This is a genomic window from Metabacillus sp. B2-18, assembly GCF_021117275.1.
In the GTDB taxonomy this organism is placed as follows: Bacteria; Bacillota; Bacilli; order Bacillales; family Bacillaceae; genus Metabacillus.
This window is the reverse complement of the sequence record NZ_CP088245.1, coordinates 3870058-3883867: the sequence shown is the minus strand read 5'-3', so window position 1 is coordinate 3883867 and position 13810 is coordinate 3870058. Positions and strand designations below refer to the sequence as shown.

The window sequence follows — 13810 nt, the reverse complement described above, 5'->3', positions numbered from 1 at the left end:
ATATGCCGGTGTAGCTCAACTGGTAGAGCACGATCGAATATGCTTCGAAGCTCCTGCTTCAGCACACAAATCGAGCTGCTACTTGAATAATCTTTCTGAGATTTGGGTGACTGGTAAGTAAGATAAAACCTTATATACATCTATACCAATGCCGGTGTAGCTCAACTGGTAGAGCAACTGACTTGTAATCAGTAGGTTGGGGGTTCAAGTCCTCTCGCCGGCACCATTTTATTTTATTAATAATATACAACTCATTATAAAATGAGCCATTAGCTCAGTTGGTAGAGCACGAACGAATATGCGTCGAAGCTTTACATCAGCACACAAATTGAGCTACAGCTTGAATAAGCTTACTGAAATTTGGGTGTCTATAACAAGAGATAAATTTAATATTATTACTCATTATGAAATGAGCCATTAGCTCAGTTGGTAGAGCATCTGACTTTTAATCAGAGGGTCGAAGGTTCGAGTCCTTCATGGCTCACCATTTACACACCTTGCGGGTGTGGCGGAATTGGCAGACGCGCTAGACTTAGGATCTAGTGTCCTTGTGACGTGGGGGTTCAAGTCCCTTCACCCGCACCAAAGTTTTTTCGCGTTAGCGAAAATAACTAACAATATTGCGGAAGTAGTTCAGTGGTAGAACACCACCTTGCCAAGGTGGGGGTCGCGGGTTCGAATCCCGTCTTCCGCTCCAAAGACAGTGCCGGGGTGGCGGAACTGGCAGACGCACAGGACTTAAAATCCTGCGGTAGGTGACTACCGTACCGGTTCGATTCCGGTCCTCGGCACCATAGTTTTTTCGCGCTAGCGAAAATAACTTACCTTAATCTTTATAGATTAATTTAGATTATTAGCGCCCGTAGCTCAATTGGATAGAGCGTTTGACTACGGATCAAAAGGTTAGGGGTTCGACTCCTCTCGGGCGCGCCAAGTATAGAAGTGAGAAATCAGAAGTCAGAAGCGAGAATAAACTTTTCGCTCTAAAGCAACAATAAAGTCTCTGACCTCCCAAATCCCACCTCTGAATTCTAGAACGGGAAGTAGCTCAGCTTGGTAGAGCACTTGGTTTGGGACCAAGGGGTCGCAGGTTCGAATCCTGTCTTCCCGACCATTAATTGATCTAAACTTTAAAATGGGGCCTTAGCTCAGCTGGGAGAGCGCCTGCTTTGCACGCAGGAGGTCAGCGGTTCGATCCCGCTAGGCTCCACCAATAATATCTTTTTTTAAAACATGGCGGTGTAGCTCAGCAGGCTAGAGCGAGCCGTAAACATCTCGAATATCATCATTGTAGGCTTGCGAGGAATGTGTCTTGACAAAGAGACATGACGAGCATGTTTTTTTACAAAGAGCGTTTGATAACTATGGCGGTGTAGCTCAGCTGGCTAGAGCGTACGGTTCATACCCGTGAGGTCGTGGGTTCGATTCCCTCCGCCGCTACCATATTAAGTTTTAGTTGCAAAGCATTTGATTGGACCTTTAGCTCAGCTGGTTAGAGCAGACGGCTCATAACCGTCCGGTCGTAGGTTCGAGTCCTACAAGGTCCACCATTTGAATTGAGGAGGAATACCCAAGTCCGGCTGAAGGGATCGGTCTTGAAAACCGACAGGGGTGTCAAAGCCCGCAGGGGTTCGAATCCCCTTTCCTCCTCCATATTTATTTTTATATTTTATCATCGCTGGGTGGAGCACGTGAATAGGCTTCATTGAGTTACATCAGCGTACCGATTGAGCAACATCTTGAATAATCTTTCTGAAATCGGGACGGTCCGTACAAGATAATAAACAAAGTTCATGTGTAATAAAATCTTTATATTTATCATCGCGGGGTGGAGCAGTCTGGTAGCTCGTCGGGCTCATAACCCGAAGGTCGCAGGTTCAAATCCTGTCCCCGCAACCAAATTTTAATATTTATGATTAAATATTATGTTAAGCTTAGTTATTTTCACTACGTGAAAAAAATTGGTCCGGTAGTTCAGTTGGTTAGAATGCCTGCCTGTCACGCAGGAGGTCGCGGGTTCGAGTCCCGTCCGGACCGCCATTTCTTTGAGAGTTAACTTATAACTTAAGTATAAAGCAAAAGGGTTTCAATAAGCGAGAAGGTCGAGGAAGCGAGTGAACGAACACCGGAGCGTATGACTATACGTGAGGATGTGAGTGAGAGAGCTGACGAAGAGATTCGAAGCTTAGTGGAAGCCGTAAACTATATTGGCTCGGTAGCTCAGTTGGTAGAGCACGTTCGAATATGCTTCTCTGAATAAACTTCAGCGTACTCATCGAGCTGCTTCTTGAATAATCCCTCTGAGATGAGGACGATTCACTAATTGAAAACCTTAAAATACTAACAAGTTATAGGAACAAATAAATAATACGTAAAGAGCAAACCTGTATCTTATTTGTTAATACTTACTAATTATATGGCTCGGTAGCTCAGTTGGTAGAGCAATGGACTGAAAATCCATGTGTCGGCGGTTCGATTCCGTCCCGAGCCACCACTTATAAAATGAAATATGGCGATTGTGGCGAAGTGGTTAACGCATCGGATTGTGGTTCCGACATTCGTGGGTTCGATTCCCATCAGTCGCCCCATTATTGCGGGTGTAGTTTAGTGGTAAAACCTCAGCCTTCCAAGCTGATGATGAGGGTTCGATTCCCTTCACCCGCTCCAAAAAATGGGCCTATAGCTCAGCTGGTTAGAGCGCACGCCTGATAAGCGTGAGGTCGATGGTTCGAGTCCATTTAGGCCCACCATAAAATGTTATTGATCCGCAGTAGCTCAGTGGTAGAGCTATCGGCTGTTAACCGATCGGTCGTAGGTTCGAGTCCTACCTGCGGAGCCAAATTGGGGAAGTACTCAAGTGGCTGAAGAGGCGCCCCTGCTAAGGGTGTAGGTCGTGTAAGCGGCGCGAGGGTTCAAATCCCTCCTTCTCCGCCAGTTTTTATATTGTTTAGGCCCGTTGGTCAAGCGGTTAAGACACCGCCCTTTCACGGCGGTAACACGGGTTCGAATCCCGTACGGGTCATTAAAAGCACTGCATTCATGCAGTGCTTTTTTATTTTCTATAAATATAGAAGTCAAATAAAAAGTAGCATTTCTTTTAAGTAAATCCTTATAAATTATAAAGATTTGCTATTTCCCTATTATTGAATGTGCTTATCTTTACAAAACATGCTTTGTTGAAAAACAATTATTCCCCTAATAAATATTATATAAAATATAATATTTATTCCTTCATCTATTAACACTCCCTAGGAAAAACATACGCATAGTTCTTCTCTTTAGCCTTTTGCTTTTTTAAAATACCTTCAAATCCTGCGGAAATTTCTTTCAACAAAATTCTACAAAAAGTCGAAAAAAATATTTTGGTTATATAACATCCTCTATGAGTAATTAGTCTCCCATTAAGTATGTAAAACGGTTTCCTTCATTAAAAATATATTATTTTCAACTCATAAATTTTTTCCTAAATCACTAGTGTTTTCTTATATTATTGTTAGTTATTCTAACAAACTGCTTTAAATTGTCTACATTTTAAAAGAATAATAATACAAAAACATTGTTGTACTCTTGTTGGTTTATGTCGGAAAAAAGAACGTTTTCATTAAAGGGAATTATTTGTAAGTCTTGAATGTTTAGCATAGATAATAAGAGGAAGGGTGAATTCTGTGATGCTCATGTGTCCATCAGACTTTGATATTCATTTATTTCATGAAGGACAGTCTTTTGAAAGCTACCGGTTCTTAGGAGCTCATATACTGGAACGAGATGGTGAGCTGGGTACTAATTTTTGTGTTTGGGCACCACATGCGAGACAGGTAAATGTAGTAGGGAACTTTAACAAATGGAACAGTCAGGAACATCAAATGGAGAAATTAAATGAGGAGGGGATATGGAGCTTATTTATTCCTAGAGTTACTGAGGGTGAGATCTATAAATATGAAATACATTCTTCAAATGGTCAAAAGCTTCTTAAGTCAGACCCTTATGCTTTTCATTCTGAGGTAAGGCCTGATACTGCATCGATTGTTTATGATTTATCCGGGTTCGAATGGTCAGATCAAAAGTGGCAAAGAAGGAAAAAGTTAAGAGAAGTGTATGATCGTCCGTTAGCTATTTATGAAGTTCACTTAGGTTCTTGGAAAATAAAAGAGGATGGTGAGCTATATAGCTATATTGAACTTGCGGAGATGCTTATTCCTTATGTATTAGAACACGGATTCACTCATATTGAACTTTTACCTATAATTGAACATCCATATGATCGATCTTGGGGATATCAAGGAACAGGGTATTATTCTGCTACAAGTCGTTTTGGATCGCCAAAAGATTTTATGGCATTTATAAATGCTTGTCATGAAGAAAATATTGGTGTCATCATTGATTGGGTTCCAGGTCATTTTTGTAAAGATGCTCATGGATTATATATGTTTGATGGGCTACCAACGTATGAGTACACAAATGAAAAAGATCGTGAAAATTATATCTGGGGTACTGCAAATTTTGATTTAGGAAAAACAGAAGTACAAAGTTTCTTAGTGTCCAATGCTTTGTTTTGGATGGAATATTTTCATATTGATGGGTTTAGGGTTGATGCAGTCGCCAACATGCTCTATTGGCCAAATTCGAATGAACTTGTTGAAAACCCTTATGCTGTTTCTTTTATTAAAAAACTTAATGAAGCAGTATTTGCAAATGATCCGAATATACTTATGATTGCTGAGGATTCAACTGATTGGCCGATGGTTACCTCTCCAACCTCGTCAGGTGGTCTTGGCTTTAACTACAAATGGAATATGGGTTGGATGAACGATATTCTTTCTTATATGGAGGCCTCTCCAGAGAATAGAAATGAACTCCACCATAAAGTTACATTCTCCTTTTTATATGCTTTTTCAGAAAACTTCATTTTACCTTTTTCTCATGACGAAGTTGTTCATGGAAAAAAATCATTATTAAATAAGATGCCGGGTGATTATTGGCAAAAATTTGCCCAATTAAGGCTTCTGTATGCATATATGTTTACACATCCTGGAAAGAAACTTCTTTTTATGGGAGGTGAATTTGGTCAGTATGATGAATGGAAGGATTTAGAGCAACTTGATTGGATGTTGGAAGAGTATGAGATGCATAACAAAATGCGTAGCTATTTTAAGCATTTGCTCTCAAACTATAACAAGCAAAAGTCATTGTTTGAAGTAGACCATTCATTTGAAGGTTTTGAGTGGATAGATGCAGATAATCGCGATCAAAGTATTTTTTCTTTTATCCGAAAAGGACAAAAAGAAAATGAAATACTTGTTGTTGTTTGTAACTTTAAACCAATTGTTTATTATGATTACAAAATTGGGGTACCAATTGACACAGAATATGTAGAGATTATAAATAGTGATGCAGAAGAGTTTGGTGGTTCAAATCAATTGAACAAAAAGAATCTTAGGGCAATAGAAGGCGAGTTTCATGGGAGGCCATATCATCTATCTATGACAATTCCACCGTATGGAGCAGTTATTCTACGTGCAGTTAAAAAAAGAGGGGAGAATAAGAATGGGAAAAAAACAATGCGTAGCAATGTTACTAGCAGGGGGTAAAGGTAGCAGGTTAAGCTCTCTTACTAAAAATTTGGCAAAGCCGGCAGTTCCGTATGGGGGAAAATATAGAATCATAGATTTTACTTTAAGTAATTGTACCAACTCTAGCATTGATACTGTAGGTGTATTAACACAATATCAACCACTAGTTTTAAATTCATATATAGGAATTGGAAGTGTGTGGGATTTAGATCGTAAAAATGGTGGGGTAACCGTTCTTCCTCCTTACTCTGAATCCTCTGAAATGAAGTGGTATAAAGGGACAGCAAGCGCAATCTATCAAAACATTAATTATATTAAACAATATGATCCTGAATATGTATTAATCTTGTCGGGAGATCATATCTACAAAATGGATTATTCTAAAATGCTTGACTACCACATTGATAAAAATGCTGATGCCTCCATTTCTGTTATAGAAGTGCCTTGGGATGAGGCTAGTCGATTTGGAATTATGAATACCAATGACAAAATGCAGGTAGTTGAATTTGATGAAAAGCCTGCTAATCCTAAAAATAATTTGGCCTCAATGGGAATTTATATTTTTAAATGGTCACTTTTAAAAGAATACTTGGAGATGGATGAACGTAATCAATATTCAAGTCATGATTTTGGGAAAGATATTATTCCTTTATTGCTAGAAGAGAAACGCAATGTTGTTGCTTATCCTTTTAAAGGATATTGGAAAGATGTAGGAACGGTTAAGAGTCTTTGGGAAGCAAATATGGATTTATTAAATGATGAGTCGGAGCTAAATTTATTTGATCGAGACTGGAAGATCTACACGGTTAATTCTAATCATCCACCTCAATTTATTGCTGAGGATGCGGTAGTAACTGATTCTCTTGTTAATGACGGTTGTGTCATTATGGGAAATGTTCATCATTCCGTTTTATTCCAAGGCGTTACGGTTGGTAAAAATACAAAAATAAAAAATACGGTCTTAATGCCTGACACAATAATCGGGGAAAATGTCTACATTGAAAATGCAATCGTTCCATGTGGTTTAGAAATTCCAGATGGTACTGTGATATGTCCTGATACGAATTCAGATGAAATTTTACTTGTTACAGATGAAATCATATCCTTGACTGAGAACAAAGTTAATTAATAAAAAAATCATATGACTACAATACATTGGAAGTAGGAAGGTTCAGATGTAAGCATGTTTTTCTTTATCATTGCATTTATTCTTTTTTAATTATTTTCTAAGCATGTGAAACATATGACCTTACTTTTTCCAAAAAGGGGAGAAGGAAGAAATGAGTATTAAAATGTTAGGTGTTATTGATGCTACAGCATATAAACCAGAAATTGAAGATTTAACGATCCATCGTTCATTAGCAGCAGTTCCTTTTGGTAGTCGATATCGTTTAATAGATTTTGTTCTATCTAGCATGACAAATTCTGAGATTGAAAGTGTTGCTATTTTTCCTAAGTATTCTTATCGCTCCCTAATGGATCACATTGGTTCCGGAAAACAGTGGGATCTAAATCGTAAAACAGATGGATTATTTTTCTTCCCATCTCCTCATTTACACAATGAATATGATGAGTTTGGATCTTTCCGACAATTTTCTGATCACATTGATTTCTTTTTAAGAAGTAAACAGGAGTATGCGGTTATTACCAATAGTCATACAGTTTGTAATATTGATTTTCAGAAGGTATTAAGTCGTCATATAGAAAATGGCTGTGATATAACAGAAGTTCGAAAAGATGGTCAGTCGTTACAAATGTATATTATGTCAACAAAACTTCTTCTTGATCTTATTCAGGATAAAGAAAAAACAGGATGCAAAACACTTGCTGACGTTATTATAGAAAATCAACATAATTTCACTATTTGTGATTATGAATTTAGAGGCTATGCAGCTGTTATAGATTCATTAGCCAATTATTATAAACATAGTATGGAAATGCTTAACCCAGCTATTTGGAAAGAAATTTTCATGAAAAACCGACCAATTTTAACGAAAGCAAAAGATGAGCCACCAACCAAATATGGAAAAAATGCAGTTGTAAAAAATTCCTTAATTGCTAATGGATGTAAAATAGAAGGTTATGTGGAAAATAGTATTATTTTTAGAGGAGTTCATATCGGAAAAGATACAGTTATTAAAAATAGTGTCGTTATGCAAAAGACAAATATTGGAGAGAACTGTGTACTAGAGAATATTATTACAGATAAAGATGTTAAAGTATTAGACTATTCTAAATTAAGTGGATCACATTTAGAGCCAACGATACTAAGAAAAAGAACCATTCAAGGAGCGATGATGAACTCGTGAAAGTATTATTTGCTGTTTCAGAATGTGTACCTTTTGTAAAATCAGGAGGATTAGCTGATGTTGCAGGTGCATTACCAAAGGAATTAAAAAAACTAGGAGCTGACGTTAGAGTCATTCTACCCAAATATTCTTTGATATCAGAGTCTTATCGTGAAAAGATGACTAAATTAGATGAAATAATTGTTCCGGTTGGATGGAGACAGCAGTATTGTGGAATTGAAAAATTAGAATATGAAGGAATTACGTATTATTTCTTAGATCATGAATATTATTTTTATCGTGATTCTTTGTATGGACATTATGATGATGGTGAGCGCTTCTCATTCTTTTGTAGAGGCGTACTAGAAACATTAGAAGCTATTGATTTTCAGCCTGACATCATACATTCACATGATTGGCATACAGGAATGATTAGTTATTTATTACAAAAAGAATACAGAGAGAAACCTTTTTATGAGGAAATCAAAACAGTGTTTACGATTCATAATCTCCAATTTCAAGGTGTATTTCCATACAGTATTCTCCACGATCTTTTAAATCTGGGGGATGAAGACTTTAAAAATCTAGAGTTTTATGGAGATATTAGCTTCATGAAGGCAGCAATAATCTCATCAGATTTTATAACAACTGTTAGTCCAACATATAAAGAGGAAATTCAGACAGCCTACTATGGAGAAAGACTGGATGGTCTATTAAGATCCCGAAATTCTTCTCTTATAGGAATTTTAAATGGAATTGATGATACAGTTTATAATCCTGAAACAGATGAAAATATTTATTCACAGTTTACACCGGAAACACTCATAAAAAAAGCGGAGAATAAAGCTGCTCTACAAGCTGCTTTTGGGTTACCTGAGAGTAAAGATACACCAATTATTTCAATGGTAACAAGGTTAACGAAGCAAAAAGGTTTAGATTTAGTTAAACGTGTTTTTGATGAGGTATTAGCTAAGGATGTTCAAGTGATCGTTCTTGGTACAGGAGAAAAGGAATTTGAAGATTATTTTAAACATATGGAATGGGTTTATCCGACAAAGTTTAAAGCATACATAGGATTTGATGAGAAGCTTGCACATCAAATTTATGCCGGCTCCGATTTATTTTTAATGCCATCAAAATTTGAACCATGTGGTTTGGGGCAGTTAATTGCTCTAAGATATGGCACTATTCCAATTGTCCGTGAAACAGGCGGATTAAATGACACAGTGTTTCCTTTTCAGGAAGAGTTAAATGAAGGTAATGGATTTACGTTTAGTCATTTTAATGCCCATGATATGTTGTATTCAATAAATCGCGCTATCGAGTATTATCATCAAGATGAGGTTTGGCACAAGATCGTCAATACTGCCATGACACAAGATTATAGTTGGAGCCAATCAGCATTAAAATATAAGCAGCTTTACACTGATTTGATCACTGGGAGTGATGAGCATGTTCTCTAATAAAGATTCATTTAAAAAAAGCTTTTTAAAAAGGCTTGAAAGTATGTGTGGCAAAGGCTTTGAAGAATCAACTAGACGTGATCAGTACTTTACATTAGGGAATATGGTAAGAGAATATATTAGCTCTAAATGGATTGATACGAACGAGCTTTACCGGGCTGAAAATAAAAAGCAAGTATACTATTTATCAATTGAATTTCTCTTAGGTCGTTTACTTTGTCAAAACTTATTAAACCTAGGAATTAAAGAGGTTGTTGAGGAAGGTCTGGCAGAGCTTAATATTCACTTAAATGAAATAGAAGAGTGTGAGTCAGACCCAGCTCTAGGAAACGGCGGATTAGGAAGATTAGCAGCATGCTTCTTAGATTCTTTGGCTACATTAAATCTTCCTGGTCACGGTTATGGGCTCCGATATAAGCACGGACTATTTGATCAAAAAATAGTGGATGGATATCAAGTTGAGCTCCCGGAGCAATGGTTACGACATGGAAATGTGTGGGAAGTACGGAAGCCTGATCAAGCTGTTGAGGTATCATTCTGGGGTAGAATAGAATCAAGTTATGAAGGAAATTCTCTCACTTTTAAGCATGTAGGAGAACAAAAGGTGTTAGCCGTTCCTTATGATATGCCTGTTGTTGGCTACCAGGTCGATACAGTTAACACGTTGAGGCTTTGGAATGCTGAACCTGCCTCATTTGGTCCAAATCAAGATGTTTTATCATATAAGAGAGATACTGAGGCAATTACAGATTTCCTTTATCCTGATGATACACATGATGAGGGCAAAATATTAAGGTTAAAACAACAGTATTTCCTTGTTTCTTCAAGTTTACAAAGTATCATTCAGTCGTTTAAAAAAGAGAATTCTAACATTAGAGAACTTCATCATTACGTGGCTATTCATATAAATGATACACATCCGGCTTTGGCTATTCCTGAATTAATGAGAATATTAGTTGATATTGAAGGATTAACTTGGAATGAAGCATGGCATGTAACAACAAATACAGTGTCTTATACAAATCATACGATCTTAGCGGAAGCACTAGAAAAATGGCCAATTTATTTATTTAAGCCATTACTTCCTAGAATTTATATGATTATAGAAGAAATTAATGAGAGATTTTGTGCAGAGCTCTGGGATCGATATCCGGGAGAATGGCAACGTATTGAGCATATGGCCATTATCGCTCACGGCCTTGTGAAAATGGCTCATCTCGCAATAGTTGGGAGTAATAGTATTAACGGGGTAGCCAAAATACACTCTGATATTTTAAAAAATAGAGAGATGAAATCTTTCTATGAGGTTTATCCCGAAAAATTCAATAACAAAACAAATGGTATTACACATAGAAGGTGGCTACTTAAAGCAAATCCTGAATTAACAAACTTAATTAAAGAAACAATTGGTGAGGATTGGGTAAAACAGCCTGAAAAATTAATAGATTTAAAGAGACATGTTTATCATCCATCAGTAAAAGAACAATTTGCACAGGTGAAAAGGAAGCGTAAGGAAATACTAGCGAAGAAAATAGCAGAAAAAAATGGGATTCTAGTAGACATTGATTCTATTTTTGATGTTCAAGTTAAAAGATTACACGCATATAAAAGACAGTTATTAAATGTTCTTCATATTATGTATTTATACAATCGAATAAAAGAAGATCCTAATTATGTGATACAACCTCGTACATTTATTTTTGGAGCAAAAGCATCTCCAACGTATTATTACGCAAAGAAGGTCATAAAACTTATCCATTCCTTAGCTGATAAAGTAAACAATGACCCAAGAGTTTCGCAGGTTATAAAGGTTGTATTTATGGAAAATTATCGTGTTTCATTGGCTGAAGATATCTTCCCAGCTGCAGATGTTAGTGAACAGATTTCGACTGCAAGCAAAGAGGCATCTGGTACAGGAAATATGAAATTTATGATGAATGGTGCTTTAACAGTTGGGACATTAGATGGAGCAAATATTGAGATCATGGAGGAGATTGGTAAAGATAATATTTTTACCTTTGGTCTTACTGCACAAGAGGTGCTCAAGTATGAAGAAAACGGCCGTTATCGATCAATGGAATATTATCACCATGATTTAAGAATTCGACAAGTTATCAATCAATTAACAAATGGATTTTTCTCAGAAGATGAAGGAGAATTTGAGTCAATTGCTGATTCCTTACTCGTTCAAAATGATCAATATTTTGTTTTACGTGATTTTGCTTCTTATATTGATATACAAGAAAAGGTTGGCATAGCTTATCAAAACCGAGAAAAATGGCTGGAGCAGGCATTAATAAACGTATCACATTCAGGCTTCTTTTCAAGTGACAGAACCATACAGCAATATGCTGAAGGAATTTGGAATATTGAGCCGCTTGGAGTGAAAATGTAAAGAAAAAGGTTTGGCTCTTTTTTACAGATAAATGAAGACATTTCATGTACAAAAAAGGTGTTGACTATATTAGTCAGCACCTTTTTATTGGATATATTAATCAATCACCGTCTAAAAGTCGACCTAAACCGCCAAGTAGACTGCCTTCACCACGACCTTCACCGCCAGCAGATGGTGCACTTGCAATTACTCGATCTGCTAAGCGACTGAATGGTAATGTTTGAACCCAAACTGTTCCTGGTCCTTGTACAGTAGCGAAGAATAAGCCTTCTCCACCAAAAAAAGCAGTCTTTACTTTTCCAACAAATTCAATATTGTAATCAACTTCTTTTGTTAATGCGACTAAGCAACCTGTATCAATTCTTAATTTCTCTCCAGGTTGAAGGTCACGGCGGATAATGGTTCCTCCAGCATGTAAAAAGCCAAGACCATCTCCTTCAAGCTTTTGCATAATGAAACCCTCTCCACCAAAAAAGCCAGTTCCAAGCTTCTTTTGAAAATCAATGCCAATTGATACACCTTTTGCTGCACAAAGGAAGGAGTCTTTTTGACAAATAATCTTTCCACCAAGCTCACTCAAATCAACAGGTATGATTTTCCCGGGATAAGGAGCAGCAAATGAGACACGCTTTTTACCAACACCTTTGTTTGTGAAAACTGTCATAAATAAGCTCTCACCCGTGATGACACGTTTACCAGCTCCAACCAGCTTACCAAAAAAGCCTTTTTGGTTGTTGTCTCCATCACCAAAAATGGTTTCCATATCGATGCCATCTTCCATCATCATCATGCCGCCAGCTTCAGCTACAACACTTTCATTCGGATCTAACTCAATTTCAACACATTGCATGTCATCGCCATGTAAAACATAATCAATTTCATGAGCGTTCATCAGGATCCCCCCATATGTAAGTAGCAGGTGATTAACGGTAAATTCCTGCTTATCTTTTATTTTACTAGTTAAAGAAATTTTTGAAAGAAAAATTAAAAACAAATTTTGGCATAATGAAAGGGAGCACGAATGCCCCCCTCATCATTATGCCTTTTTTGAATTGTCAGTAGTCATTTCTATATTAGATTCTTGCTCCATTTTTTTCCCCCACCATGTCGCGAGTAAAGGACCTGATATATTATGCCATACACTGAAAATCGCACTTGGAACGGCAGATAATGGGGAAAAATGTGCAACTGCTAAAGCAGCACCGAGCCCTGAATTTTGCATACCGACTTCAATAGAGATAGCTTTTTGGTCTGCAAAGTTTAATTTTAATGCTTTTGCCAACACAAATCCTAATAAAAGGCCTAGTAAATTGTGTAGAACAACAATGGTGAAGATTAAAAGACCTGTTTCTGCAATTTTCTCTGCATTCACAGCAACCACAGCTGAAGCAACCGCAACAATTCCTATGACAGATATTAGAGGTAAAACAGTTACACTTTTTTCAACTTGCTTTGTAAATAATAACTTCACAACAATACCTAAAATAATTGGAATAAGTACGATTTGAACAATTGATAAAAATAAGGAACCAGCAGAAACCGGCAGCCATTTACTAGCAAACAAAAGTGTAAGAGCTGGTGTTAATATTGGTGCAAGTAATGTTGAAATTGACGTTACAGCAACTGACAATGCTGTATTACCTTTCGCTAAAAAGGTAATAACATTAGATGCTGTTCCACCAGGACAACAGCCTACCAAGATTACTCCAACAGCAACTTCAGGTTGTAGTTGAAAAACTGTAGCGAGTAAAAAAGCCAGTAATGGCATAATTGTAAACTGTGCAACAACACCTAATAGAACACTTTTTGGTGCTTGAAACACTGCTTTAAAATCTTGCAGAGATAAAGTTAAGCCCATTCCAAACATGATAATACCTAATAATAGTGCAATATGAGGGGCAATCCAAGTAAAGCCACCAGGAATAAAAAAGGCTAACACAGCAAAAATAATGACCCAGATTGCAAAAGTGTTTCCAGCACCCTTACTAATTCTTTCTAATAATTGCATATTCATACAACCTCCTTTTTGAAATTATATAACTATATATTCGAAAAATTCAATCATTTGAGATCAGTTATAATAAAAATATCAAG

At 36.9% G+C, this 13810-nt stretch carries 8 protein-coding genes and 20 tRNA genes; 26 read left to right on the top strand and 2 right to left on the bottom strand.

Annotated features, from left to right (window positions below; genetic code table 11):
* Positions 1-150 precede the first annotated feature (150 nt).
* From LPC09_RS19745 to LPC09_RS19625, 26 genes are all read left to right on the top strand, one after another.
* A tRNA-Thr gene (locus LPC09_RS19745) sits at positions 151-226 on the top strand.
* A 185-nt stretch (positions 227-411) separates the two neighbouring features.
* Positions 412-487: transfer RNA gene (locus LPC09_RS19740), tRNA-Lys, on the top strand.
* Positions 488-499: 12 nt separating this feature from the next.
* Positions 500-585: transfer RNA gene (locus tag LPC09_RS19735), tRNA-Leu, on the top strand.
* 37 nt (positions 586-622) lie between these two features.
* Positions 623-697 (top strand) — tRNA-Gly (locus LPC09_RS19730).
* Positions 698-705: 8 nt separating this feature from the next.
* A tRNA-Leu gene (locus tag LPC09_RS19725) sits at positions 706-794 on the top strand.
* A gap of 62 nt (positions 795-856) precedes the next feature.
* Positions 857-933: transfer RNA gene (locus LPC09_RS19720), tRNA-Arg, on the top strand.
* A gap of 104 nt (positions 934-1037) precedes the next feature.
* A tRNA-Pro gene (locus LPC09_RS19715) sits at positions 1038-1114 on the top strand.
* 23 nt (positions 1115-1137) lie between these two features.
* Positions 1138-1213: transfer RNA gene (locus LPC09_RS19710), tRNA-Ala, on the top strand.
* Between the two features lie 153 nt (positions 1214-1366).
* Positions 1367-1443: transfer RNA gene (locus LPC09_RS19705), tRNA-Met, on the top strand.
* 30 nt (positions 1444-1473) lie between these two features.
* Positions 1474-1550, top strand: a tRNA-Ile gene (locus tag LPC09_RS19700).
* Positions 1551-1560: 10 nt separating this feature from the next.
* A tRNA-Ser gene (locus LPC09_RS19695) sits at positions 1561-1653 on the top strand.
* Between the two features lie 169 nt (positions 1654-1822).
* Positions 1823-1899 (top strand) — tRNA-Met (locus LPC09_RS19690).
* Positions 1900-1963: 64 nt separating this feature from the next.
* A tRNA-Asp gene (locus LPC09_RS19685) sits at positions 1964-2040 on the top strand.
* Between the two features lie 94 nt (positions 2041-2134).
* Positions 2135-2260 carry a hypothetical protein gene (locus LPC09_RS27415; RefSeq protein ID WP_255301512.1) on the top strand — a complete coding sequence of 42 codons (126 nt, stop codon included), beginning with the start codon at positions 2135-2137 and terminating at the stop codon, positions 2258-2260.
* Between the two features lie 158 nt (positions 2261-2418).
* Positions 2419-2494, top strand: a tRNA-Phe gene (locus tag LPC09_RS19680).
* Positions 2495-2512: 18 nt separating this feature from the next.
* Positions 2513-2588: transfer RNA gene (locus LPC09_RS19675), tRNA-His, on the top strand.
* 5 nt (positions 2589-2593) lie between these two features.
* A tRNA-Gly gene (locus LPC09_RS19670) sits at positions 2594-2667 on the top strand.
* Between the two features lie 6 nt (positions 2668-2673).
* Positions 2674-2750 (top strand) — tRNA-Ile (locus LPC09_RS19665).
* Positions 2751-2764: 14 nt separating this feature from the next.
* Positions 2765-2839, top strand: a tRNA-Asn gene (locus tag LPC09_RS19660).
* A 4-nt stretch (positions 2840-2843) separates the two neighbouring features.
* A tRNA-Ser gene (locus LPC09_RS19655) sits at positions 2844-2934 on the top strand.
* A 16-nt stretch (positions 2935-2950) separates the two neighbouring features.
* Positions 2951-3022: transfer RNA gene (locus LPC09_RS19650), tRNA-Glu, on the top strand.
* Between the two features lie 643 nt (positions 3023-3665).
* Positions 3666-5588 (top strand): 1,4-alpha-glucan branching enzyme, encoded by a 1923-nt coding sequence (gene glgB, locus LPC09_RS19645; RefSeq protein ID WP_098795062.1) that lies wholly within the window; start codon positions 3666-3668, stop codon positions 5586-5588.
* Positions 5545-6699 carry a glucose-1-phosphate adenylyltransferase gene (locus LPC09_RS19640; protein ID WP_231308079.1) on the top strand — a complete coding sequence of 385 codons (1155 nt, stop codon included), beginning with the start codon at positions 5545-5547 and terminating at the stop codon, positions 6697-6699. The genes glgB and LPC09_RS19640 overlap by 44 nt, the downstream gene beginning before the upstream one ends.
* Positions 6700-6850: 151 nt before the next feature.
* On the top strand, positions 6851-7879 hold the full coding sequence (locus LPC09_RS19635; protein ID WP_231308078.1) for a GlgC family sugar phosphate nucleotidyltransferase: 1029 nt from the start codon (positions 6851-6853) through the stop codon (positions 7877-7879).
* Positions 7876-9321 (top strand): glycogen synthase GlgA, encoded by a 1446-nt coding sequence (gene glgA, locus LPC09_RS19630; protein ID WP_231308077.1) that lies wholly within the window; start codon positions 7876-7878, stop codon positions 9319-9321. Before LPC09_RS19635 ends, glgA begins: the two co-directional genes overlap by 4 nt.
* Positions 9311-11716 carry a glycogen/starch/alpha-glucan phosphorylase gene (locus tag LPC09_RS19625; RefSeq protein WP_231308076.1) on the top strand — a complete coding sequence of 802 codons (2406 nt, stop codon included), beginning with the start codon at positions 9311-9313 and terminating at the stop codon, positions 11714-11716. Before glgA ends, LPC09_RS19625 begins: the two co-directional genes overlap by 11 nt.
* 100 nt (positions 11717-11816) lie before the next feature.
* Here the strand turns inward: LPC09_RS19625 and LPC09_RS19620 are convergent, their stop codons facing one another.
* Positions 11817-12608 (bottom strand): TIGR00266 family protein, encoded by a 792-nt coding sequence (locus LPC09_RS19620; protein WP_098794889.1) that lies wholly within the window; start codon positions 12606-12608, stop codon positions 11817-11819.
* Positions 12609-12752: 144 nt separating this feature from the next.
* Positions 12753-13724 carry a bile acid:sodium symporter family protein gene (locus LPC09_RS19615; RefSeq protein WP_231308075.1) on the bottom strand — a complete coding sequence of 324 codons (972 nt, stop codon included), beginning with the start codon at positions 13722-13724 and terminating at the stop codon, positions 12753-12755.
* Positions 13725-13810: the final 86 nt, after the last annotated feature.